This window comes from Pirellulales bacterium (genome assembly GCA_035939775.1).
In the GTDB taxonomy this organism is placed as follows: domain Bacteria; phylum Planctomycetota; class Planctomycetia; order Pirellulales; family DATAWG01; genus DASZFO01.
Map to the genome: position 1 here is coordinate 88,908 of DASZFO010000159.1, position 23,018 is coordinate 111,925.

The window sequence follows — 23,018 nt, forward strand, 5'->3', positions numbered from 1 at the left end:
AGCGAAGCGCTGACGCGCCGGCGCGGCATGGTGCATCCGCGCTTCGCTTGACGTACCCTACGCTTACTTGCTCGGGATCAGTTCCACGCAGGCCAGGCGATCCTTGCCGCGAACGTAGAGCAAGCCGTGCGACAGGATTGGGGCGGCCCAGCACGGGTAGGTGAGGAGTTTTCGATCTGGGAAATCGACGCCTCCGATCGGCTCGTCTTTGGTCATGAGCACCGCTTTCGCCACCGGATCGAATTTCTCCGGATTCGCGCGGACCAAGAGCAACTGCCCAGCCTCGGTGAGGCAGACAAAGTGGCCATCGACGTGGAGGAGCGAAGTGCGGGTCAGATCCGGCTCGCTCCATTTCACCTTTCCGGTCGCAAACTCAATACAGCGCAGATCGGCGCTGTCGGGCTGCCGGCCGCTGGAGCCGTACAGAAAGCCGTCGACGTAAATCGGCGTGTTCCAGTGCAGCTTCATCGCTTTCTCGTCGCGGATTCCGGGTGGATCGCGCCACACCACGTCGTAGCCGCCCGGATGCACACGCAACAGCGAGCTGCCAACCTGATAGCACTCGGAGATGAACACAGTGTCGTCGACCACCACGGGGCTGCTCGCGTTGACGCTTTCGAGCAGCTTTGCTCGCCACGGATAATGGAAATCCTGCTTGCCAGTCAGCGGATCGAAGCCGATCAGGCCGCCGCGGGCGAAGACGAAGCACCACCGCCGGCCACCGATGGCCGCTAGCGTGGGGCTGGAGTAGGAAGCCAGCTCGTCGCTGAACCGGTATTTCACTTTGCCTGTCCGCTTGTCGAACGCGACCACGGCGCTTCCATCTCCCTTCGCTTGATCGATTCGCGGCGCGGAATCGGGATCTGCGCTCGCCGGGCTGCCGCCGATCTGCACGATCAGCAGGTCGCCTTCGATCGCTGGCGTGCTGCCGACACCGAAGAAATTCTGCACCACGTGAAACTGCTTCGCCGTATCGACACTCCACAATCGCTTGCCGTCGACGACGCTCAGGCAATTGAGCATCCCGTCAGGGCCAAAGATGTACACGCGGTCGTCATCCACGATCGGCGAGGCGCGCGGTCCGCCATCGTAGTCGTACATATCCTGGTAATCCGTGGGATAGGTGAACTCCCAGAGGGGTTTGGCCGTCTCGCTCTCGACGCACCGCAGCCGGGCGTCGTGCACCGTGCGATCGAACACGTACAGCCGGCCGCGGCTGATCGCCGGCATGCAGTAGCCCATCGCCAGGCGCATCTGCCAAACCAAACGCGGCCCCTGCTCGGGCCATTGCGTCAGAATGCCGCGCTCCGGCGATTTGCTGTCGCCGGTCGGCCCGAGGAACCGCGGCCAATCGACCCCTTGCTTGCGAGTTCCCAAATCCGGCACATCCGCCCCGCGGATCGATTGCTCCGCCGAAACGATCATGGCCAGGACCGCAACGATCGTCAGAATCCTGCGCATAAGTTTCTCCGTTGTTGACGTAGAATACTGTATACCTTAAGACGGCAAAGTGCAAAGGATGAAAGACCGGCAGGTCAGTCCTTTCGTACTTTGTACTTCGTACTTCGTATTTGTTCCCATGCTTGTCATCGAACCCAACATTCGCGTTCCGCTCGCCGAGTTCGAGTTCACATTCGTTCGCAGCGCCGGTCCCGGCGGACAGAACGTGAACAAGGTGAATACGAAGGCAGTGCTGCGCTGGCCGGTGGCCGCCAGCCCGAGCCTGCCCGACGCAGTGCGCAGCCGATTCACCACAAAGTACGGCAATCGGCTGACCGGTGCGGGGGAACTCGTCCTCAGCAGTCAGCGATTCCGCGATCAAAGCCGCAACCGCGCCGATTGCTTGGAGAAAGTCGAGCAAATGTTGGCCAGCGTTGCGACCGCGCCCAAGAAGCGCAAGCGCACGCGGCCTACTTTGGCCAGTCGCGAGCGGCGGCTCGTCGAAAAGCGCCACCGCTCCGAGCACAAGCAACTCCGTCGCAACCGACCAGACGATTAGCTCAAGAACTCCTCGACGGCATCGCGCATCAAGTCCGTGTCCGGTTCCAGACCTGTCCAAATCCGAAACGCGATCGCCGCTTGGTTCACGAGCATCCCCATGCCGTCCAGTGTGCGGCATTCCTGGGCCTTCGCCTCCCGCAAGAGCCGCGATTCCGACGGGTTGACAATCACATCAGCGACGATCAGGCGAGGGCGCAGCGTATCGAGCGCAATCGGCGCCCGCGCTTGCGGATCGCCAATGCCGATCGACGTGGCGTTCACGAGCACGTCGGTCGCTTCCGGCAGATGAAAGTTCCCGTCCCAAACGACGAAACGGGCCGGCACATGGACTTTATCGTTCAGCAGGTTGGCCAACTCCTGTCCGCGGTCGATACTGCGATTGACCACCACGACCTCGGCCGCACCGGCCAGGCCAAGCTCGACCGCAATCGCCCGCGCCGCCCCGCCCGCTCCAAGAACCACGAATCGTTTTCCAGCCGGATCGACGAGCGTCCGCAGACTTTGCAAGAAACCCTTGCCGTCGGTGTTTTCGCCGATGAGCCGGTCGTTCTGCCGCTTCCAGCAATTGACCGCCCCCATTAAGCGGGCAGACTCGGTGAGATCGTCGAGCAGCGGGACAATGGCCACCTTGTGCGGCATCGTTAGATTCCCGCCGCGAAACCCCATCGCCCGCATTCCGCGCACCGCGTCGGCCAGCTTCTCAGGGGCGACCTCGAACGTCAGATACCGCCAGTCCAGCCCGGCCCTCGCGAATGCTTTCTCCATCACATACTGCGTCGGATTCCCCGCGACGGGATAGCCAAACAAGGCGACGATCTGTTGCAGCGATGCGTTGGACACGGCGAGTAACGAGCGCGGAGAGTTGAGAGTCGTGAGGTGTGCTGAGTGATCTTCCGGCGGTCAAGTTTAGTCTCGATGTCCTCATCTTCTCGTGAAATACCAATGCTTGCAACCGCGAGTGACGATGGATCGGGCGAGAGTGTCCGTCGTAACTGAATTCGCCAAGAATTCAGCTATCGCTTTCGATCAAAGAATTCTGGCGACTTCCGCTGCGGCTTACGGCGTCCACAATTTGGCGGTTGAATGAGACGTCGGCGGCGCGCCGATTCGCCGTGCTTTGATTCTCACGTACGGCGCGACGTAGCGGCTGCGGTGAGCGAAGGCGCCAACCGGCGCTTGTGCATCGCCGTGGAGCGGTTCGATCACGTCTTCGATCACGAAGCCGGCACGGCAGAGACCGCCGAGCAGCTCTTCCCAGCGGTGAAGGAATTCGAGCGTACCCGGCTCGCGGTGCGGGCTGCCATCGACCGCCGGCAAAGGACCAGCACGATAATATGGCTCGATGAGTTCGTAGCCATTGGCCGAAGGGGACGTATCGGCTTGCAGGCTTGTTGGCTGTTTATGCTGGCTGACGTATAGCCCACCGGCGGCGGTCACGCGGGCGACTTCACGATACACGGCCGCGATGTCCGGCACATAACAAGTGCTCACCGGATGGATCACGATGTCGAAGCTGCCGGCGGAGAGCATCGAGAGGTTATCCATCGAGGTCTCGACGGTGTGGACATCCAAACCCCTCTCCGCGGCCACTTGGCGGTCGAGCGCAAGCATCTCAGCACTGAGATCGACGACCGTCACGATCGCGCCGGCCGCGGCGTAGAGGGCGCTCTGTCGCCCGCCGCCGGCCGCGAGGCAAAGCACGCGCCGCCCGACGATGCTCGATCCGAGCCAGCCGCCGCCATCCACCGCGGCCAACGGATTGGCGAATTCGGCGTCGTCCGCCGGGCGCGTGAATCGCTGCCGCTGGCGAACCAGCGAGTCCCAGGCGCGGCGGTTGTGATCGCGAATGGGCAAGGCAGGGTCGGAGGCCGGAGGTCAGACGTCGGAGATCGGAGGTTAGTCGTTAGCCGGTTCGCTTGCGAACCGGAGGATACGTGCGCCGGAGATCAGATGTCGGATATTGAAGTGTGGCACTTTGTCCCCGCCAGAAGTGCCACGATCGCGAGTATCAGCAACGCGCACGACGACGGCTCCGGAACGGTGACAGGATTCATTCCGACCCCGGGAACGCTTGTCAACGAAACGCCATCGAACGCACGCGCTGCTTTAGGTTCGGCGATCGCCGGGGTCAAGTCAATGCCTTCGCCGAACGGGGACATCGGCGTGAGAGAATTGGCGAGAATCATGGCCGATGCACCAGCATCCAGCGGATTACCCGAGGCATCGGACGGAGCGATTGTTAATCGGGCGAAGCTCGTCGCGCTGCCGCCGATTACTAGCGCGGTTTGATTGATGTGATCGGCCGATAGATCGCTGCCGCCGTTCACCATCGTAGCCCCCGCGCCGTCAATCCCGCCGACCGCTTGATTCGTGCCCGAGACAATCAGCCCCGGCGCCGCACTATCGTTGATGACACGAGCGCGATTTCCGCCTGCGGCGCCGAGCGCCGAGACGGCGCCGGCCAATTCGAGCGTCGCGCCAGGGGCGATCGTGACGGTGGCTTCCGCGCCGACTATCGCAACTCCGGAGGCGATTTGAAAACGGAGCCGCCCGCCGTCAATCGCCGTATTGCCGGCATATGTGTTCGGGCCGGTGATCGTGAGCGACCCATTTCCTTCCTTGCTCAGGGTCCCGCCGCCGCTGACAGGCCCACTGACCGTGAGCGTGTCGGACGCGTTTTGCAGCGTGATATCGGTGTCGCTGGCCAGCACTACCGGTGTCGCAATCTCGTGGCCGCCGCCGGTCACGTTGATCGCCGCGATCGCGGCACTCACTTGCATCGTCAATGCGCTCGCACCGCTCACTGTGTATTTCTGCGAGCTATCCATCGACAGTGTTCCGAGCGTGACTGGTAGGTCGAGCGTGACAGTTCGCGGCGCCGTGATGGCATTGCCGAACACCGCCTGCTGATCGACGCCGTTAGGCGCCGCGCCGTGATCCCAGCGAGAACCGTCGGACCAGTTGCCGTCGGCGTCTTCGTTCCAAGTGGCGGTGGATGGCGCGGGTACATTGAAATCCGCCGCGCGATAGATCAACGGGCTGGAGCCTAGATGCATCGGATCATTGAATCCGCCGAGGGTCAGCGCGAATTGATTGTTCGCCGCGTTGTACGACACGACCGGGAAGGTACTCGTTCCCGTGCCGTAAACCTGGCTGGCGCCGCTCTTGTCGAACACCGCCACGCCGTTCGGCCCGCCGGTGAACAGATTGCCGCGGGCGTCGAAGAACATTCCTGCTCCGCCGTTGTTGTCAACCGAATTGAAAAGCTGGCCGTTCGTCCAATTGAGGGGCTTGGCGGACGATGCCAAATCGATGAGCGGCAAGGCAAAGCGTCGAATCTCTCCTTGCCGCGAGCCAAAGCCGATACCGACGTACAGCCGATTGGCGGAATCGAGCGCGATCGACGAGCTGGCGCCGGGAATATTCTGAACGATCGGCGTCGCCTTTCCCGTCGTGTAGTCAAACAGATCGACTTCGCTAGTGGCGAAATCTGAATGGCCAATATCAACGAGGAATTTGGTATTGGACGTCGGGATCGTCGATGCCGCTGGGACCGGGATGAAATCCTGATGATAGGTCACCGTGCCGACCATCGTGGCGGCGCCGCCGGAGGCCGGCATGGCGTAGAGCAAGCCGTTACTATTGCCACTGAAGTCGTTTCCGCCCGCGCCGTTGCCGATCAAGATTGTCTTGCCATCCCGCGAGAAATTGATTGGGCCGGTATCCGCACCGCTGGACGGCACGGTACCCAGCGGCGTCGAGCCGAAGCTATCGACGTTCACGCCGCTCTGCTTCCAGACGTTCGTACCGTCCCAAGCGTAGATCAGGCCGTCCGGACCGAACCGCATGCTGGTCGCGAACGCGTCCGCGGCCGCCGGCGGAAACGTAGTGATCGTCGTGACGGGAGTCGGCAAAGATTGGGCCGCGGTCGAGCGAATCAAAAGCAGCGCGGACGCGACGCAGATCGCGCCGTGAATCGTGCGGAGAAGTGTCGTTTTTTTCATTAGTTGTCTCCGTTGAAGATCGAAATCGGTCTAGCTTGCAACTCACCGCCCCGCAGCCGTTCATCGTCAACCGGGAGCCATCGGCGGCGGAGGATCCGCGGCGCGCGGCCGTCGCCGACGGCTCCGGGTTAACCAATCAACCATCAAAACCTCGACAGCAAGGCCGGATCGCCACCGGCGCGAGTGCAGAGCGGCGCAAGCACCGCCGTTGAAACCTGATCGCTCAGAAAATGAACCGAGCCGTCGCAAAAGATCACTTGCGCGCCGCCCGGATGATCGCTCCACATCTCGTCAGACTGTCGGAAATTGATCGGGCCGGTCTGATCGAAGATATTGGCGCCATCGGCCCATTCGCCGTTCTCTGTCGCGGTCCAATCGCGGCCCGTATCCTCGCCCACGATGATGGAATGCGACGTGCCGCCGGAAATCTGCTTGATGCTGATCGGGGATTCCCAGACCATGACTCCGTTGCCGGTTCCGTTGATCCACGGATAACCCGTCCCGGTCCAACCAAACATGCCGCCGTAATCGGTCGTGCCCATCCAATCGGTCGCCTTGTCTAAGCCGACGCCGGTTCGGTCGCCGGTGAGATTGCCGATGCGATAGGGGGCCAGACGGCAAGTGCTGGGACAGGCATACGTCAGAACCACGTGGCGCGTGGCTGGCAGATTCTCAGGGGCGTCGTAAGCGAGAGTGGTTTGAAACAGCTTCCAGATGCTTTGCTCTTCGATGTATGGGAGCAGGAACACGCTCCAAGCGATCTGGCGGCCGTTGCGATTGCGCGCCGTTCTGTGATCGAGCGAACCGGAGGGAAAATGCCCGTGGGCGCTGTGGTGGTTCAACAGCCCGATGCCGATCTGCCGCAGATTGCTCGCGCAAGCCGTCCGTCGAGCCGATTCCCGCGACGCTTGAATCGCCGGCAGCAACAGAGCGACGAGCAAGCCGATGATCGCGATCACCACCAATAGTTCGATCAGAGTGAATGCCGGGCGCGTGAAGTAACAGGCACACTCCGTGTGTCGCAGCGTGCCGCGAATGGCGTGGCGAGGGGCGGGCAGGGCGATCCCGGGGATCGCGCAGGAAAACTGGCCGACGGCACTCGGAGTGTGCCTGCTACGATGATCGCGGTTCATGCGGACTAGCGCGGTCGGTCTTCCGTGGGCGGCGTTTCGGCGCGCAGAGTCAAACTGCACCGTAAACGGCTGCGATAAGTCGGAAGATCGACGAAATGCGCTTCCTAAACGGTCAAAATCGTCCCGACAGTGTCCGTCCCTCGCGAACAACTGCACGCAAAGCGCCGGTAGGTCTTCTGACTTCCAAACTGAGCCAGTCCGGCCTTCTCGCCGCCCGCGGGCAAATTGCTCGCGGCGGCAATGGCACTTTCAGATTGGCCGGCTCTGATCCCACGGGCTAGAAATCATTCAGCCCAGGATCGTTCGGTTACAGCGGCGGGGCCGTCCCGGATTTGCACCGGAGTTCCCTGTTTGTCGGCTGTCTCAGAGGCAAACAGCCGACCACCAACGCACGTCCGCCGCAGTCTAGCGACGGTCGCTCCGAATGTCAAACGGATGAAGTGCGAACTGCCTCCGACGCATGGCCTCGGCCAACAAACCCAAGGCCGAATCATCGGCCGTTAGCCAAGAGTCGGTTTCGGCCAGGATTGTATCGAGCGCCGCTGCGTACCCGAGCGACCGCGAAGTTCCCGCATCGTCGGCTACGAAGAAACCCGCGCTTTCGCGGTGGACCGAGAATATCGCGTTCGACAATGGACTGACGAGCGGTCCCGAGTTCGGCGCCGGACCGCTCGGCGAGAAATCCGGCTTGGGTGTTGGATACTGGCCGATCATTTCTTCGACGGGGGCATAGGCAAGAGCAATTCCTGCGGCTCCATGATCGGCCTGCGAGCCGAGCGTTCCCGCACTTGGCCCGCTGGTTTCAGTGTCAGTCAAGCGAGCGGTTGCCCCCATCCCGTCTACCATTGATTGATAGAGCAATGGAATGGATGGCGGCGCGAAAGCGGTTGCTCCGCCATTGACGGGATCCGCGGAAACGGTCGTCGCGGCGACCAAGGGATTGCCCGACGTATCGGACGCGGCGATCGTCACCCTAGCCGAGTTCGCGGCAGTGCCGCCTATCACCAACGCGCCTTGAATAATATGGTTGGCTGTCAGGCTGCCGCCGGCGCTGACGACCAGGTTTCCGGTGCCGTCGACTCCGCCGACGATTTGATTCGTGCCGGAGACTAATAGGCCGGCCGCCGCGCTGCTTGTATTTAGGATGTTTAGGCCACCGCTGCCACCGGCCATCGGTGAGTCGGGACCGGTCAGCACCAAAGTCCCAGAGCCGTCGATAGTTGCCGTGAGCTTCCCAGCAGTGTTGTTTGCCAAAGCAAGAATATTCGCGTCAGTCAGCGCCGTATTCCAGACGCAGAGGTTGGATACTAGCGACTCGGAATTAGCGCCGCCGGCAATCGTTAACGCGGCAGTGCTGCCGATGGCCGCCGCGGTCGTATTGCCCGTGATTACCCCGCTGGCCAAATTCGCGCTCTTATTCCCCGTCACATCCGAAAGTGCCAGCGGGCCACCGGTCAGCGGAATTAAGTACGCCGATAACCCTTGCGAGCCATTATTGCCGGTCCCGCCGTTGCCGTTGAACTCAATTGCAAAATAATACCATGTGTCGGCGGAATATTGCCCGTTTCCAATTGTGTACGTAACCTGACTGACGAAGCTGCCGCGTTCGTTTCCAACGTTAAGAAAAAAGCGCCTGGTCCCGACATATGAAGTGCCGAGCGTAAACCCGCGGCCACTGCCATCGATGTTACTAAGAACGATTTGCCCAGTCGCGATGTTTGCCGATGGGAAGCGGAACATTCCGGCAATGGTCCAAGCCGACGAGAATCGCGAGATGAAATCGAACTGACCAATTGTGCCGTTGTCGAGGCTCGTCGGCACAAGCGAGCCGGGTACAGTCCAGTAGTCGCCGACGCTGGGGTCCACGCCGCGCCAGAAGGGAATCGCGGCGTAGGACGTGAAGTATCCATGTCCCGAACCGTCGAGCAAATAATCCGCCCCATAGCCGATCGGGGCGCTCGTCGGCGTAGGGCTGGAACCGCGATTCGTCCGCACGCTATAGCCGCCACGCGAGTCGAGCAACCACAGCTTTAGATTTGACGGCGCAACGGTGTCGGGCGTAGTGGCTCCGGGGGCCGGGAATTGCTCGGGAGCGGGAGCGACCGAGGGAATCGGAGCGAAGTTGCCAATCGCCAACGCTTTCTTGGTATACCGGAACAGGTCGAACGTAATGTTCTGGGTCATGCTGCCCGCCGTCGTGTTGCCGTAGCGGCAAAGGTACACCGGGTCGGTGGAATTCAAGAGCGAATCGGGAGCGACTGTCGTAGGATCGACGACGGACGTCACGGTTTCAGTGAGCGAACCGTCGCTGCGGTACGTCCACATCCGAAGTCTGCCAGTCGCGGTGTCCCGCTGACAAACGACGCGATGATAGACGCCGTCGTTCGTGGCGTCGATGGTCGAGGTAATCGCGGCATGGTGCGTGCCATCGTCGACCGTCATCGATACGGTGCCGTTCGGGTTGACGACGACGACGATGCCTTTCGTGCCCGTCCCAACTCCCGAGTTTCCGCCGAGAAGAACGCCGTAACCATGACTGGCAATCGTGTAGTCGAACTCGAACGTGACATCGCCGCTGTCCGTCGTCAGGTAATCCGGGTCGAACGTGGGATCGACTTGATTTGCCAGGAGCAGGTAATCGCCGTTATGGAACGTGAGGGCCGACTGACCGTTGCCGAGCGGCGCGGCGGTATAGATCGGCTTCCCCGTCGTCGTCGCGCGGTGGTCTCCAGTCCCGTAGTCGACGATCGAAGCGGACCCTGACCAGGCATTTTCGCCCGCCGGCAACTCATTGAAGTCGTAAACCACTTGCTCGGTGATTCCGGCCATCAGGGCGGCGAGGTTGAATCTCACGAGTCCGATTTGTCCAATCGTGGCGCCGGGAATTCCTTGCCAATTAAAATCCGTGTCGGTGTGACCACGCTCGTAGGCGCAAAGGATGTTCCCGCCAGCCAGGCACAGATCGCTATACCATGCCGTTCCGGTGAAGAGCGGGATCTCCTTCGACCATGTGACGCATTCGTCGGTACTTAGAAAGGCGGTTAGCCGCACTCGGTTCGCGTTGTTGGGCATGACCATCACATACACGCCGCCACCAAGCGCGACGACTTGGGCTGGCGTGGAAGCAGCTTTCAACATTGTCGAGCCATTCGTGCCGTCGTCGAGGCCGGCAGTCCAGGTTTGTCCTCCGTTGGTCGAAGTCATGTGCCCATGAAAGCTCCCCTTCGTGTTGCACGAGATATAAAGATGATTGTCGGCCGTCAGTTCGGTGAAGTGGGGCTCAAGAAGCCCTGCTGTCTGTCCCCCGCCGCCGAAAACGGCCGCTTGAGTCTCGTCCGTAAGCTTTCCTTGCGAGAAGGTAACGCCGTCGTCGGAATAGATGCAGCCAACAAATGGCTCGACTCCCGACCCGCCCGTGTCGTACCGATAATACAACGGTATCACGATTCGATTCGACCGCAGAATCGGCTCGCCGCCTCCCACGGTGCCGAGCCACACACTCTGCGGGGTCACGATCGAGCTAGGATTGAGTGTCGTGCCGTCCTGCCACGCCGGCGTTCCGGCGAGTTCCACGACAGCGGCGCCGCCCGTGTTATTACTGATGACCTTGCTGAGCCAATAGCTGTGGCCATTCAAACCCATTGGATCGTTGGCGAGACCCGTGATCGTGACCAAGGCGCGAGCGTAGGGCAACGAGCCGATTGAGGTCTTAAACGTCAGTCCAAGCCGCACGATACCCGGGTTCGGGTCACTGACCGACGTAATCGAGGCAACGTTTTGGTTCCCGGCAAAATATGTGGTGGGCGTAATGTCGATCGGCTTGGACCAAGTCTGACCATCGTCCTTCGAGGTCATGTAGCGATATACGTATTGGCGCTGGTCAACGGCCTGGACGCCTCCATTCCTGGTCTGGAAATAGAACAGATAGATCGTGCCGTCTTGTCGCTGCACGATATCTGGACTGCCGACGATCCAGCTCGTGCCGCCCCAACTCGCTAAGCGGGCGGCATCCCCTGCAAGCTGCGGCGGAGTAATGATCGACGCGGCGCCGAACGTCTCGCCGTTGTCCATGCTCCGCCGCACGAAGATATCGTTATTGCCAGTGCTATCCTGGGAACTAGCTTGATAACCAGCCATAGCCAGGACCGTCCCTGCCTGCGTCGTGAAGAGAACCGGGCCGCGGGCGAACGCATTGCCGTTGGGAACCATGCCCCCGTAAGGCCAGAGTTCGGCGAGCGGCTCACCATCGACGCCTTGAACAGGACCGAAAGGCTGGGAACTACCCACCGGCGTGCCCGCGGCGTCGAGCCGCAGCGAACCATCGTCCACTTGCAGATTGCCCGTCAAATTGTTCGCGCCGCTGACGGTGAATGTGCCAGCGCCGATCTTGGTCAGGGCGCCAAGGTTGTTCTGGTCGCCTCCGGAAGGCGAATCCACGGTCACATTTTGTGTGGCATCGAGCTGCACTACGAGCGGAATGGTCGAAGTAGGAAGCGGCGAAAGCAGATCGATCGTTTGTGGTCCTGACGGGACCGCAAAGGTGATCGTCTGCGTGGAACCCGCAAGGCCGTTGGCGTCCAAGATCGCTTGCCGCAGGGATCCAGGGCCGCTGTCGTTAACGTTGGTCACGGTCAACGCCAAAAGGCACCGCGGCTCGAGCACCTCGAAAACACATCGCTTCAGCGGACGCTTCTGCGGGCGCAGAGTGCGCCCCTCGATTCCGTGTCGCAATGGAAGTCCGCCTTTCAACTCGCTGCCTCGTCTAGGCACTGTCCCCTGTTGCAGCCCATTATACGTTCGGGCGCAACACGGCACAAACGTCGCCGCCGAAGTGCGACAACCGCGGAACTGACGCTGGCAACGTCGGCCGCGACGCGTGCGCGGGGATATGTTCGACCGGCGAACGGGCGGTATAATCCGACCACGCCGTTGTGGTTGAACGACGCTCGAGGATTCGAGGACGCTATGACGCACGACAACGAGTGGGGCAGGCACCGAGTGGCGATCGAGGCGGTCACTCCGCTGGTGGATTGCGGCCGGTTTCCGATCAAGCGAATTCAAGGAGACCGGATCGCGGTCGAGGCCGATCTGTTTGCCGACGGTCACGAGGAAATCCGCGGCGTTCTGCTGTGGCGCCACGAAAAGAGCGCCGATTGGTCGCAGGCTGAGTTGGGGTTGTTCTTCAACGACCGTTGGCGAGCCTCATTCGACGTTCGCGAAATCGGCCGCTACCATTACACGATTCGCGGCTGGGTCGATCGGTTCCAAACCTGGCGGCACGATTTGGCGAAGCGCGTCGCGGCCGGTGCCGATGCGAAGGTCGATCTGTTGATCGGCGCTCAATTGGTGGCGGAAAGCGCTGAGCGGGCGAGGGGGCCGGATGCCGCGCGGCTGAAGGAATTTGCCGCGACATTATCGGGGGCAAAAAGTCCGGAGGAGCGAGCGCAGATTGCCGACAGTCCGGTGCTCGTCGGCCTGATGGACCGTTATCCTGATTTGCAATTCGCCACGACGCTTGATCCGCCACTGACAGTGACCGTTGATCGCGAGCGGGCGCGGTTCAGCGCGTGGTACGAAATGTTTCCGCGCTCGACCAGCCCGACCCCTGGCGGCCACGGCACGTTCGCCGACTGCGAGGCTCGACTGCCATACGTGGCCGAAATGGGCTTCAACGTTCTCTATTTCCCGCCGATCCACCCGATCGGGGCAGCGTTTCGCAAGGGGAAAAACAACTCACCGACCGCACTGGCGTCGGACGTTGGCAGCCCGTGGGCAATCGGCGCGGCCGATGGCGGCCACAAAGGCGTGCTGCGGGAACTCGGCACGCTCGCGGATTTCCATTCGCTCGTGGCCGCGGCCGCCTCGCGGGGGATCGAGATCGCGCTGGACATCGCCTATCAATGTTCGCCCGATCACCCGTACGTCGCCGCGCATCCCGAATGGTTTCGCAAACGGCCGGATGGCACGATCCAGTATGCCGAGAATCCGCCCAAGAAATATCAGGACATCTATCCCTTCGATTTCGAAACGCCGGCTTGGCGGCCGCTTTGGGACGAATTGAAGAGCGTCGTATCCTTCTGGGCCGAGCAAGGAGTGCGGATCTTCCGCGTCGATAATCCGCATACCAAGCCGTTCGCTTTTTGGGAATGGATGATCGATGATCTCAAGCGACAGGATCCCGATCTGATCTTTCTTTCCGAGGCGTTCACGCGGCCGAAGGTGATGTACCGCCTGGCGAAGCTCGGCTTCACGCAGTCGTACACCTATTTCACTTGGCGAAATACGAAGCAGGAGTTGACTGAGTATCTCGAGGAGATCACGCGGCCGGCGATGCGCGATTTCTTTCGGCCGAATCTCTGGACGAACACACCAGACATCTTGTCGGAGTATTTGCAGAGCGGGCAACGGGCCGCGTTCATCGCGCGTCTAGTGCTGGCGGCGACGCTGGCGGCAAACTTCGGCGTGTATGGCCCGCCGTTCGAACTGTGCGTCGCGACGGCCCGTGAGTCGCAAAGCGAGGAGTATCTTGGCTCGGAGAAATATGAGATTCCGCATTGGCAGCTCGATCGGCCGGAGAGCTTGCGGGACGTGATCGCCCGGGTCAACCGCGCTCGCCGCGAGAACCGGGCCTTGCAGAGCGATGCCAATTTGGAGTTCCATCCGGTCGAAAGCGATCAGCTCATCTGCTACAGCAAACGGACCGACGACGGCGCCAATGTGGTGGTCGCGGTCGTCAATCTCGATCCTTACCACGCGCACTCGGGTAATGTGCAATTGCCGCTAGCGCAACTGGGGGTCCGCGAGGACAAGCCGTATCAGATGGAAGACCTGCTCAGCGGCACGCGCTATACTTGGCAGGGGAATCGCGGCTGGGTCGATCTGGCGCCGCAGCCGATGCCGGCCCATTTGTTTCGTCTTCGCCGCTGGGTTCGCACGGACGGGACCTTCGAAGTTTTCGATGAGCAATGACTGCCACGGAAAAGCGAACGCCGGCGGAAGTGTAGGTGTAGGGTGCGTCGAGCGCAGCGCTGACGCACCGGTGCGTCTTACTGACGAGATCGCTGCAACGCGCCGAGCTGATCGACGTCCATCAGAATGGTCACTTTGGCGTCGAGTCCATTGGCCAGCTTCTCCAGCAAGGCCGCCGTGGCGCCAGTCACAGTCATTCGGCAAGCCTTGCCCCCTTGCGTGATCTCGGCGGAGACAGCCACGGGGGGCGGCGAGCCAAGCAACTCCGGCGTGGCGCTCACCATCCGCGCCGGATCGACGGGCGTTTTGAGAATCCAGTCGAATGCCAAAGGATCGTCCGAAACCTTGTTCTTGGCTGTGAACTTGCCGAACTGTACGACGCTTTTCATTCCGTGCATTTGGTCGTGCACCGCTTGTCTCGCCGCTTCCCCGGCAGACGTCTGCATGACGCTCATGCTGACTGCCCACACGACTCCGGCGCCAACCGCGACGGCAAGGAATGCGACTAGCATTACGAGACCGACGTTGCTCCGACCACTCGGCGGCCGCGACGATCCTCCAGGCGCGATTCTGGCGCCCGACGCGTGAGGCTGCGACGCCGCATCATCGCGAAACATTGCCAAATCGCGTTTGAGAGCGGCCGCCTCGATCGTAAGTTGCTTGATCTGTCTAGTGAGTTCTTCGAGCGAAGCGTCGTTCATCGGTTAAGCTCCCTTAACAGTGGCGCAAATGCCGCGTCGGCCCGCAGCAGCACGAGGCTCGGTTCTTCGGTGACGTTGCTCACGGATAAATTGCCGACCGCGACGGCGTGCTTGAGCGTCTCGGAAATCCGCTCCCAATCCTGCTGCGCCGCCTCGGACCGTTTCGAATCAAGGTGCAGAAGCCGAAGGTTGTACAGGTTGGCGACGACCGCCAACGAGTATTCGGGCGCTTTCGGATAGTAGGTCGCGAGCCTTTCGAAACCACGAATTGCCGCTTGATAATGTTCGATCGACTCGGCGGCCGGATGGCCGGCGAGCGCCGAGAGCAGACCGAGACTGGCCTCGACCTCGGCCACTCTCTGAGAAAAGGCGGGCACTTCGAGGTAGTCTTCGGTCAATTTCCTATAGCTCGCGAGCGCGTGGGAATACGCAGCTTGCGACTCCTCGAATCGCTTTAGATCGCGATAGGCGGCGGCCAGCGTCATGGAAGTCATTGCTTGGCCCTCGCGGAAACTCTGGTCGGCCCTAAACCGCGGAAGTTTATCATAGATTGACTGTGATTTGACCAGCATGTTGACAGCATCTTGCGGCCGATTCGTGCGGAGATACAGCGAGCTGATATTGGCATAGGTGATCGCCAGGTCATGCCAACCATCGTCGATCCAATGGGCTTCACCCTCGGATTGCTCCGCCAATTGAAGGCGAATGTCGATCGCGCGGCGAAAGCTGGCCTCCGCCTCGTCGAACCGTTTCTGCCGGGATTCGAGCAGAGCCAGATTGTTCCACAGATTTCCCTGGGCCGAGCGCAAGAGCGCGTCGTCGGGTGCCTTTTGGCCGAGTTGCTTGAAGAGATCGAGCGACTTGCGGAATTCCGCTTCAGACACTTCTTCGTTTCCCGCGGCTTCCTCAAGATTTCCGTTGCTCGCATGCGCGGCGGCCAGTTCACGGCCGTATTTAAGTGAATCGGGCGCCTCGGCCACCAATTGATTGAGCAGTTGGAGCGACGTTTCGAGGCACGATCGCGCCTCGTCGAAGCGATGCAGCTTGATCCAGATGTTCCCAGCCTGCTTGCGGGCCAGCGCCTTCTCGAAGCGGACTTCCGGGTCGTTTCCCTCTTGGCTATAGATGTCTCTATAGAAATCGAGTTCGTCTTGAAGTTGCAAGCGGTAATCCTCGCCGGCCCGATTGAGCCGCGTTTCGCTGGCGATGAGGGCCTTGGAGAAATTCGCCTCGGCCCGCTGCCGCGCCCGATCGGTGCGTTCGAACGACTCGCTGAGCTGGGCGTTCTTCCACGCTCCGAACGAGATGATCGCGACGGTTGCCAAAATCACGACGCCGACGAGCGCAGCTACCGAAGGCCGGCGCCGCGCCCATTTTGCCACGCGCTGCCATGGCCGCGATGGCCTGGCAACGATCGGCCGGCCATCGAGGAACCGGGCCAAGTCATCAGCGAGCGCCGCGGCGGATTCGTAGCGCCTTCGCGGCGACTTTTCCAGACACTTCAAGATGATTGTTTCCAGATCGCGCGGAATTGACGGAAACATTAGTCGCGGCGAAATCGGATCGTCGGCGAGCACCTGCAAGATCGTCGCGACAGCGTCTTGACCTCGAAACGGCGGCCGGCACGTCACTAGTTCATAAAGAATCGCCCCGAGTGAGTACACGTCGCAGGGCGGCCCGACGGTCTTCATCACCCCTCCGGCTTGCTCGGGCGCCATGTAGCTCGGGGTGCCCAGGATTGCGCCGGTTTGCGTCTGGCCGGGAACTTGGAGCTGTTTGGCGAGGCCAAAGTCGGTGATCTTTGGCGTCCCCTCTTCACTCAAGAGTACGTTGGCTGGCTTGAGATCGCGATGAACGATCCCGCGGCCGTGCGCGAAATGGATCGCTCGGGCCAGTATCTCGACAATCCGAGCGGCCTCGCGCGCCGGCAACGGATCCGATCGCAACGTGTCGGCCAGGCTGCCGCCCGGCATGAATTCCAGAAGCAGATACGGCCGCCCGTTCCATTGCCCGACCTCGTGAATCTGGACGATGTTCGGGTGTTGGAGCGCAGCCACCGCTCGCGCCTCGGCATGAAAGCGGGTCAAGAGTTCGGCGTCGGAATCGGTTCCGGTCATGACCGTCTTCAGCGCGACGATTCGCCCCAGACTCCTTTGGCGGACCTTATAGACCACGCCCATTCCGCCACGGCCGAGTTCGCCGAGAATCTCGTAGGGCGGCGGCTCGGCAGCGGCGGCGCTTGGGCCGATAGCGGTCGAACCGGCGCGGCGCGCCCATTCGGTCTCCTTCTGCGCCGCGCCGTCAAAGATCTCCGTCGGCAGCGGCGAACGGTTTTGATCGAGCGTGTTAAGAGGCGAATTGACATCCGGCGCCCTAGCGGAGGCATCGTGGACAAGCGACGGCATCTCGCCGTTGGCGACCGCCGCCTCGCCGCAAATCGGACAGCAGTGTGCGACGATGGTCGATCCGTCACCGGCAACGCCCGCGGCTTCGGCGGCCCAATAGTGACCTTGCGGACAAGTCAATTTGGCGGCCATCACTCGATTCGGTTCGAGAAAGCGAACCACAAACCCTCATTGAATATGACGACGCTCTACCCAGTATATACGATCGAGAGGGCCGGTTGCGACTATCCCGATAATCGCTCGCCATTGAGCCGGTAAGCATGTAGGCACGACCGCTGTAGCTTAGCCGCTCGAGACAATCGATCAACAGCTCCCGATCGCTTCCCATGCGCGCGTCATATCAATTCGCCGTAGCAAACCGGCCTCGACCTCAGCCTCGCCGGCATCGGGAAACTGCACGCGAATGCACGCGCGCGCCAGATCGCACGACAACTCATGCAACCCCAGAATGGCAACGGTCAATAGCGGCGAATCCGCTGCGAGAAATCCGGGCTGTCGCGGTAGATGTAGGCCACGCGGTTGATTCGGGCCTCGGCGCGCGTTTGCTCGAAAGTGCCGTTCCCCTTTATCAGGCCCAAGTTGTAGGCCAGCCGATCCGAAAGGCCGGGGAACAGCACTTGATAGCTGTAGGGAATCTTATTCGGGATGACGTGGTTGACGTGGGTCACGATGTTCGTCGTGCAATTGTTCGTGATCGTATTGTAGAACTCCGGCTGGCTGGCCAGCTTGTTCGCCCGCTGGAGCATATCGACGAACAGCGCCTGCGATTCGCCTGGGGTCGTGTTCGCGCGATAGAGGTAGACGTCGTCCTTGCGGAAGTTCGATCGCAGGCGAATGAGGTCGCGCTCGTCCCCCACGACATAGACGATTTCGCTCTGGTTGAACAGATCGCGGATGGGCGTGTATTTCTCCCCGCGCAGATGCCGCACTTCGACCGAGACCGACAAATAGTTGTCTCCCTGAAAGCCGAAGCTCAGGAACGTGTGCGCCACGCTCGGCATGTCGGCAAACGGAACAAGGATGTAATCGACTGAATCGACTTTCGTCAGATCGTAGGTCCGATCGGAGTAGTGAACGTCAAATTCGTCCTGGCTGCGATAGTCGCAGTTTCGAACGTTGTGGATCGTCACCAGATCGCCGCGAAAATTGGCGGTGGCGACACGGGAGTATTCCGGCGCCCAATCGCGATCGTTCGACGGAGTCAGCCGGCAACCGGTCGACGAAGCGGCGATCGCCAGCGTCAGCCAAGCCACAGCCCGCCATGCGTGGACTGGGGGCCGCGATTCGATCGAGCTGACATCGCGATTCGCCACGCCGTGACTCCCAATGGATACGGGCCGAGCGTCAACCAACGGCCATGCGCCGCGGTCCCCTACACACGTATTCGGAACTCATTGCCCACCTTCATTGCGCAGATACGCAATTTGGGGCACAATTCTTATCCCAAACAGTTTAAATTGACAAGACAGATCGGCGCGACAATCCAGCAAACCGTCGGCTTTCATAGTCTGCGCTGCCTTGGTAAACATTACCTGGGATGGCACGGCGAATTGGGCATTTCCACGGCCTATCCGCCATCCCAGCTTGCGGAAACCGGCCTTTCGTTCGATTCGGCTCCTCACTCCGGCCCTACCCGCCTCTTGCGAACGAGTTTCGCCCCAGCGAGAATGACCGCACTTTGCCAGCATCCGCTCTTTTGAAGCTTCATGCCGGCCATCGGTCGCTAGTCTTCGTACCCTCGCCCCGAGTCCGTCGCCCCATCCTCATGCTGGCTCAGCTTCGCACCTATTCGCTCTTGGGGATCGAGGCCGTGCCGGTCGAGGTCGAGGTGGACGTGTCGCCCGGTGCGCTTCCCAAGACGGTGCTCGTCGGCTTGCCGGAGGCGGCGGTGAAGGAGAGCGTTCATCGGATCGAACGGGCGATGGTCAACTCCGGCTTCCAGCGCCCGCAGGACCGGATCGTAATTAATCTCGCGCCCGCCGAACTGCCCAAGCAGGCCGCGTCGTTCGATCTGCCGATCACGCTCGGGCTGTTGGCTGGCAGCGGGCAACTCACTTCTGATCGCTTCAAGCAATACGCCGTGTTCGGCGAGCTGGCCCTCGACGGCAGCACCCGGCCAGCGCGCGGCGCCCTCTCGATGGCGATCGCCGCGGCGCAGCAGAAGGAGCTGCGCGGGCTAGTCGTTCCGAAATCGAGCGCGGCGGAGGCGGCCGTCGTCGAGGGAATCGAAGTGATCGGCGTCTCGACGCTCACCGAGGCAGTCGCCTTCTTTGCCGGCGAGTTGGAGATCGAGCCAACCCCACCGCGGCTCGACGAATGGTTTCAGGAGTTCGCAGTTTACGACGTGGACTTCGCCGACGTTCGCGGCCAGGAGATGGCCAAGCGCGCGATCACGATCGCCGCGGCCGGCGGGCATAATCTGCTAATGCTCGGCCCGCCCGGTTCCGGCAAGACGATGCTCGCCAAGCGCGTTCCCACGATCTTGCCCGATCTGACCGGCCCGGAGTCGATCGAGACCACGCGCATCTATAGCGCGATGGGATTGCTGCGCCCCGGCCAGCCGCTTTTGGCCACGCGCCCCTATCGTTCGCCGCACCACACGATCAGCGACGCCGGCCTGGTCGGCGGCGGCTCGACTCCGTCGCCCGGCGAGATCAGCCTTTCGCACAATGGCGTGTTGTTTCTCGACGAATTGCCCGAGTTCAATCGCCGAACGCTCGAAGTCCTCCGCCAGCCGCTGGAAGACGGCACGGTGACGATTGCCAGGGCCCTTTCGAGCACGACCTTTCCGGCGAACTTCATGCTGATCGCGGCACTCAATCCTTGCCCGTGCGGCTATCGCAACGATCCCCGGCGGAATTGCAACTGCACGGTGCCGCAAGTCGAGCGGTACATGGGCAAGATCAGCGGCCCGTTGCTCGATCGGATCGATATTCACATCGAAGTGCCGGCAGTCGCGTTTCGCGAATTGTCGTCCGCGGCGCCAGGCACCTCGAGCGCACAAATGCGCGAGGCCGTTGCCACCGCCCGAACAACACAGCGCGGTCGTTTCGCCGGCACCTCGACACGCAACAACGGCCACATGACGCACCGCCAAATCCGTGCGCATTGCCAACTCGACGAAGCCGGCATGAACTTGCTCAAAGCCTCGATGGCCGAGCTGGGCCTCTCCGCCCGCGCGCACGACAAAATCCTCCGCGTCGCCCGCACTTGCGCCGATCTGGAAGGCCTCGAAAAAATCGGCTCCCACAACGTCAGCGAAGCGATCAACTATCGAATGCTCGATCGCAATCTGTGGTCGTGAGCAAGTAATGTCGCGGAATTGACATCGCCATCGGTTCGGCTACAGTGGCGGGCGGTGGGGTGCCGCGTCATTTGCCATTGATTCTCTCCTCGTTTCTGCTCGGGAGGTCTCTCATGAACCGTCGTGATGCACTCAAAACCAGCGCGGCTGGATTGGCTATGTCGATGATCGGGGCGCATGTTGCCGGGGCCGCAGACGAGAAGACCTATCGCGTCGGGCTGATTGGCACGGGTTGGTATGGCAAGAACGATCTGCTGAGATTGATCCAGGTCTCGCCGGTTGAGGTCGTCTCGCTCTGTGACGTGGATAAGCACCAGTTGTCGGCCGCGGCCGATCTGGTCGCCCAGCGGCAGAAATCCAAGAAGACCCCGCGTACCTACGGCGATTATCGCGAGATGCTCAAGGCAAAGGACCTCGATATCGTGCTCGTCGGCACGCCCGATCATTGGCACGCGCTGGCGATGATCGCCGCCGTCGAGGCCGGGGCCGACGTGTACGTGCAAAAGCCGATCAGCCGCGACGTGCTCGAAGGAGAAGCGATGGTCGCCGCCGCCCGCAAGCATGGCCGCGTCGTGCAGGTCGGCACGCAGCGAAAGAGCATGCCGCACATGCTCGATGCGAAGAAGAACGTCGTCGACGCCGGCCTGCTAGGCAAGATCGGGCAGGTCGATATTTGCTGCTATTACCACATGCGGGCCAACGGCGATCCACCGCTCAGCCCCGTGCCGGATTATTTCGATTACGAAATGTGGACCGGCCCCGCGCCGCTTCGTCCGTACGACATGATCCCGCACGTCCGCTGGTGGCGGACCTTCACGGAATACGGCAACGGGATCATGGGCGATATGTGCGTTCACATGCTCGACGCGACGCGCTTCATGCTCGGGCTGGGCTGGCCGAAGCGGATTTCGTCCGGCGGCGGGATTTTCGTGGAGAAAGGGGGGAAGTCGAACATCACCGATACGCAAACGGCCACGTTCGAATACGACGGGCTGAACGTCACCTGGCAGCATCGCACTTGGGGCGCGGCCAATGACCCGAAGTATGCCTGGTCGTTCAAGTTTTATGGTGACAAAGGGACGCTCAAGGCGGGAATGGACGGCTACGATTTCGTTCCCGAGGGGAAGGGAAAAGCGATTCACAAGGACGCCGTCTTCGAGCGCGAGCAGTTTCCCGAGGACGTCACCGAGAAAGAAATCGATCTCTCCGGCGCTCCGGCGACTCGGGCGAACATGAAGAACTTTCTAGCCGCCATCGAAAGCCGCGGCCGCCCGATCGCCGATATCGAACAGGGGCACATCTCGACCTCCTCCTGCATTCTCGCGAACCTCTCGATGAATCTCGGCCGGGCGATCGTCTACGATCCGGCGAAGCGGCAAGTCGTCGGCGACGAGCAAGCCACGGCCATGCTCCGCCGCGAATATCGCGAGCCGTGGAAGCATCCGGCCGACGGGCTGGTGTCATAGCGCGGCTAGCGATGGCGTGACCGCGCGAATATGATGACGCTCAATCCGGCGGCGTCAGCCATCTTTCACGCGGTTTTCCGCGGTAAACGGGTTTCCATGCCGATTTCTTGGAACGAAATTCGTCAGAACGCCATTCTGTTTTCCAGCGAATGGGCCGGCGCGACTAGCGAGAGCGCGGAAAAACAGACGTTTTGGAACGAATTCTTCGCGGTCTTCGGCATTCGCCGTCGCACCGTCGCGGCTTTCGAGGAGCCGGTCAGGAATATCTCCAGCGATTACGGATTCATCGATCTCTTCTGGCGCGGGATGTTGTTGGTCGAGCACAAAAGCCGCGGCCGAGACCTTGGGAAGGCTGAATCGCAGGCGTTCCGCTACGTTCAAGACCTGGTTCGAGAAAACCGGCACGACGAAATCCCACGTTATGTCATCGTATCTGACTTCGCTCGCATTGCCCTCCACGATCTAGAGCCAGACGATCAGCGCCGAGTGCCCCTATTCGACAGTTTCCGCGTCGACACGAGCGAATTCCCGCTCACCGAGTTGCATCGCCATATCCATGAATTCGCGTTCATACCGGGCTACCAGCGACATCGGTTTGAAGACCAAGACCCGATCAATCTTCGCGCCGTGGGAATCATGGGCGATCTTCACGACGCTCTGGAACATGGCGGTTATCGCGGCCATGAGTTGGAGCGTTTTTTGGTTCGCGTCCTGTTTTGCCTCTTTGCCGAAGACACCGGGATCTTCGAGCGCGAGGCGTTCCGGCTCTATATCGAAGACCGAACCAAGCCGGATGGCGGCGATCTCGGCCTGCACCTCGCACGACTGTTCAGCGTGCTCAACACTCCGGCTGACGAGCGGCAGCGGAATCTCGACGAAATCCTGGCCGCGTTCCCCTTCTATGAAAGCTCGTTGCGTGTCAACTACTGCATTTTCAGAATTCGAATCAGTGTAAGTCCATTCTTCTATCCGAGCATAGCGCCGGGGGCGCGTAGCCCATGTGGGTGTTTCGAAATTGGGGGAAGACTGCCCCAT

Annotated in this window: 15 protein-coding genes and 1 riboswitch; of the genes, 4 read left to right on the forward strand and 11 right to left on the reverse strand. The window is 61.2% G+C overall.

What is annotated here, in order from left to right; genetic code table 11:
- Nucleotides 1-63: 63 nt before the first annotated feature.
- Nucleotides 64-1,461 (reverse strand): PQQ-binding-like beta-propeller repeat protein, encoded by a 1,398-nt coding sequence (locus tag VGY55_10560; GenBank protein HEV2970422.1) that lies wholly within the window; start codon nt 1,459-1,461, stop codon nt 64-66.
- Nucleotides 1,462-1,579: 118 nt separating this feature from the next.
- Here VGY55_10560 and arfB point away from each other — a divergent pair, with 118 nt between their 5' ends.
- The gene (gene arfB, locus VGY55_10565; protein HEV2970423.1) at nt 1,580-1,999 is read left to right on the forward strand and encodes an alternative ribosome rescue aminoacyl-tRNA hydrolase ArfB; all 420 of its coding nucleotides are present in this window, start codon (nt 1,580-1,582) and stop codon (nt 1,997-1,999) included.
- Here the strand turns inward: arfB and aroE are convergent.
- The 5 genes from aroE to VGY55_10590 all read right to left on the reverse strand — a co-directional run bounded on the left by aroE (nt 1,996) and on the right by VGY55_10590 (nt 11,869).
- Nucleotides 1,996-2,841, reverse strand: coding sequence for a shikimate dehydrogenase (gene aroE / locus VGY55_10570; GenBank protein ID HEV2970424.1), 846 nt, complete (start codon nt 2,839-2,841; stop codon nt 1,996-1,998). The two genes, arfB and aroE, sit on opposite strands and share 4 nt — an antisense overlap.
- Nucleotides 2,842-3,057: 216 nt before the next feature.
- On the reverse strand, nt 3,058-3,855 hold the full coding sequence (locus VGY55_10575; protein HEV2970425.1) for a class I SAM-dependent methyltransferase: 798 nt from the start codon (nt 3,853-3,855) through the stop codon (nt 3,058-3,060).
- A gap of 92 nt (nt 3,856-3,947) precedes the next feature.
- Entirely contained in the window at nt 3,948-6,005 is a 2,058-nt protein-coding gene (locus tag VGY55_10580; GenBank protein ID HEV2970426.1) for an autotransporter-associated beta strand repeat-containing protein, read from the reverse strand.
- Nucleotides 6,006-6,148: 143 nt separating this feature from the next.
- On the reverse strand, nt 6,149-7,138 hold the full coding sequence (locus VGY55_10585; protein HEV2970427.1) for a DUF1559 domain-containing protein: 990 nt from the start codon (nt 7,136-7,138) through the stop codon (nt 6,149-6,151).
- 148 nt (nt 7,139-7,286) lie between these two features.
- Nucleotides 7,287-7,542: riboswitch (cobalamin riboswitch) on the reverse strand.
- Nucleotide 7,543: 1 nt separating this feature from the next.
- Complete coding sequence (locus tag VGY55_10590) at nt 7,544-11,869, reverse strand: exo-alpha-sialidase (GenBank protein HEV2970428.1); 4,326 nt, start codon at nt 11,867-11,869, stop codon at nt 7,544-7,546.
- 234 nt (nt 11,870-12,103) lie between these two features.
- Here VGY55_10590 and VGY55_10595 point away from each other — a divergent pair, with 234 nt between their 5' ends.
- Nucleotides 12,104-14,107 (forward strand): alpha-1,4-glucan--maltose-1-phosphate maltosyltransferase, encoded by a 2,004-nt coding sequence (locus VGY55_10595; protein HEV2970429.1) that lies wholly within the window; start codon nt 12,104-12,106, stop codon nt 14,105-14,107.
- A 77-nt stretch (nt 14,108-14,184) separates the two neighbouring features.
- Here the strand turns inward: VGY55_10595 and VGY55_10600 are convergent, their stop codons facing one another.
- The 3 genes from VGY55_10600 to VGY55_10610 all read right to left on the reverse strand — a co-directional run bounded on the left by VGY55_10600 (nt 14,185) and on the right by VGY55_10610 (nt 18,526).
- Nucleotides 14,185-14,808, reverse strand: a complete 624-nt coding sequence (locus VGY55_10600) for a hypothetical protein (protein HEV2970430.1) — start codon at nt 14,806-14,808, stop codon at nt 14,185-14,187.
- A complete protein-coding gene (locus VGY55_10605; GenBank protein HEV2970431.1) occupies nt 14,805-17,345 on the reverse strand; it encodes a protein kinase in 2,541 nt (846 codons plus the stop codon). The genes VGY55_10600 and VGY55_10605 overlap by 4 nt, the downstream gene beginning before the upstream one ends.
- A gap of 326 nt (nt 17,346-17,671) precedes the next feature.
- The gene (locus VGY55_10610; GenBank protein ID HEV2970432.1) at nt 17,672-18,526 is read right to left on the reverse strand and encodes a DUF4105 domain-containing protein; all 855 of its coding nucleotides are present in this window, start codon (nt 18,524-18,526) and stop codon (nt 17,672-17,674) included.
- A gap of 452 nt (nt 18,527-18,978) precedes the next feature.
- On the opposite strand from VGY55_10610, the gene VGY55_10615 reads away from it, so the two are divergent.
- Both VGY55_10615 and VGY55_10620 read left to right on the forward strand, forming a co-directional pair.
- Nucleotides 18,979-20,517: a YifB family Mg chelatase-like AAA ATPase gene (locus tag VGY55_10615; GenBank protein ID HEV2970433.1), complete on the forward strand. Its 1,539-nt coding sequence runs from the start codon at nt 18,979-18,981 to the stop codon at nt 20,515-20,517.
- A 113-nt stretch (nt 20,518-20,630) separates the two neighbouring features.
- Entirely contained in the window at nt 20,631-21,983 is a 1,353-nt protein-coding gene (locus VGY55_10620) for a Gfo/Idh/MocA family oxidoreductase (GenBank protein HEV2970434.1), read from the forward strand.
- A 54-nt stretch (nt 21,984-22,037) separates the two neighbouring features.
- Here VGY55_10620 and VGY55_10625 read toward each other — a convergent pair whose 3' ends face one another.
- Together VGY55_10625 and VGY55_10630 are read right to left on the reverse strand one after the other, a co-directional pair.
- Nucleotides 22,038-22,388 carry a hypothetical protein gene (locus tag VGY55_10625; protein ID HEV2970435.1) on the reverse strand — a complete coding sequence of 117 codons (351 nt, stop codon included), beginning with the start codon at nt 22,386-22,388 and terminating at the stop codon, nt 22,038-22,040.
- Nucleotides 22,389-22,475: 87 nt separating this feature from the next.
- Nucleotides 22,476-23,018, reverse strand: a 543-nt coding sequence (locus VGY55_10630; protein HEV2970436.1) for a hypothetical protein, incomplete at its 5' end; no start/stop codon positions are given.

What these genes read in the sequence shown, in the direction of transcription:
- VGY55_10600 (HEV2970430.1), bottom strand. Translation starts at nt 14,808, where the DNA reads ATGAACGACGCTTCGCTCGAAGAACTCACTAGACAGATCAAGCAACTT.
- VGY55_10620 (HEV2970434.1), top strand. Translation starts at nt 20,631, where the DNA reads ATGAACCGTCGTGATGCACTCAAAACCAGCGCGGCTGGATTGGCTATG.
- arfB (HEV2970423.1), top strand. Translation starts at nt 1,580, where the DNA reads ATGCTTGTCATCGAACCCAACATTCGCGTTCCGCTCGCCGAGTTCGAG.
- VGY55_10580 (HEV2970426.1), bottom strand. Translation starts at nt 6,005, where the DNA reads ATGAAAAAAACGACACTTCTCCGCACGATTCACGGCGCGATCTGCGTC.
- VGY55_10615 (HEV2970433.1), top strand. Translation starts at nt 18,979, where the DNA reads ATGCTGGCTCAGCTTCGCACCTATTCGCTCTTGGGGATCGAGGCCGTG.
- VGY55_10560 (HEV2970422.1), bottom strand. Translation starts at nt 1,461, where the DNA reads ATGCGCAGGATTCTGACGATCGTTGCGGTCCTGGCCATGATCGTTTCG.
- VGY55_10605 (HEV2970431.1), bottom strand. Translation starts at nt 17,345, where the DNA reads ATGGCCGCCAAATTGACTTGTCCGCAAGGTCACTATTGGGCCGCCGAA.
- VGY55_10595 (HEV2970429.1), top strand. Translation starts at nt 12,104, where the DNA reads ATGACGCACGACAACGAGTGGGGCAGGCACCGAGTGGCGATCGAGGCG.
- VGY55_10585 (HEV2970427.1), bottom strand. Translation starts at nt 7,138, where the DNA reads ATGAACCGCGATCATCGTAGCAGGCACACTCCGAGTGCCGTCGGCCAG.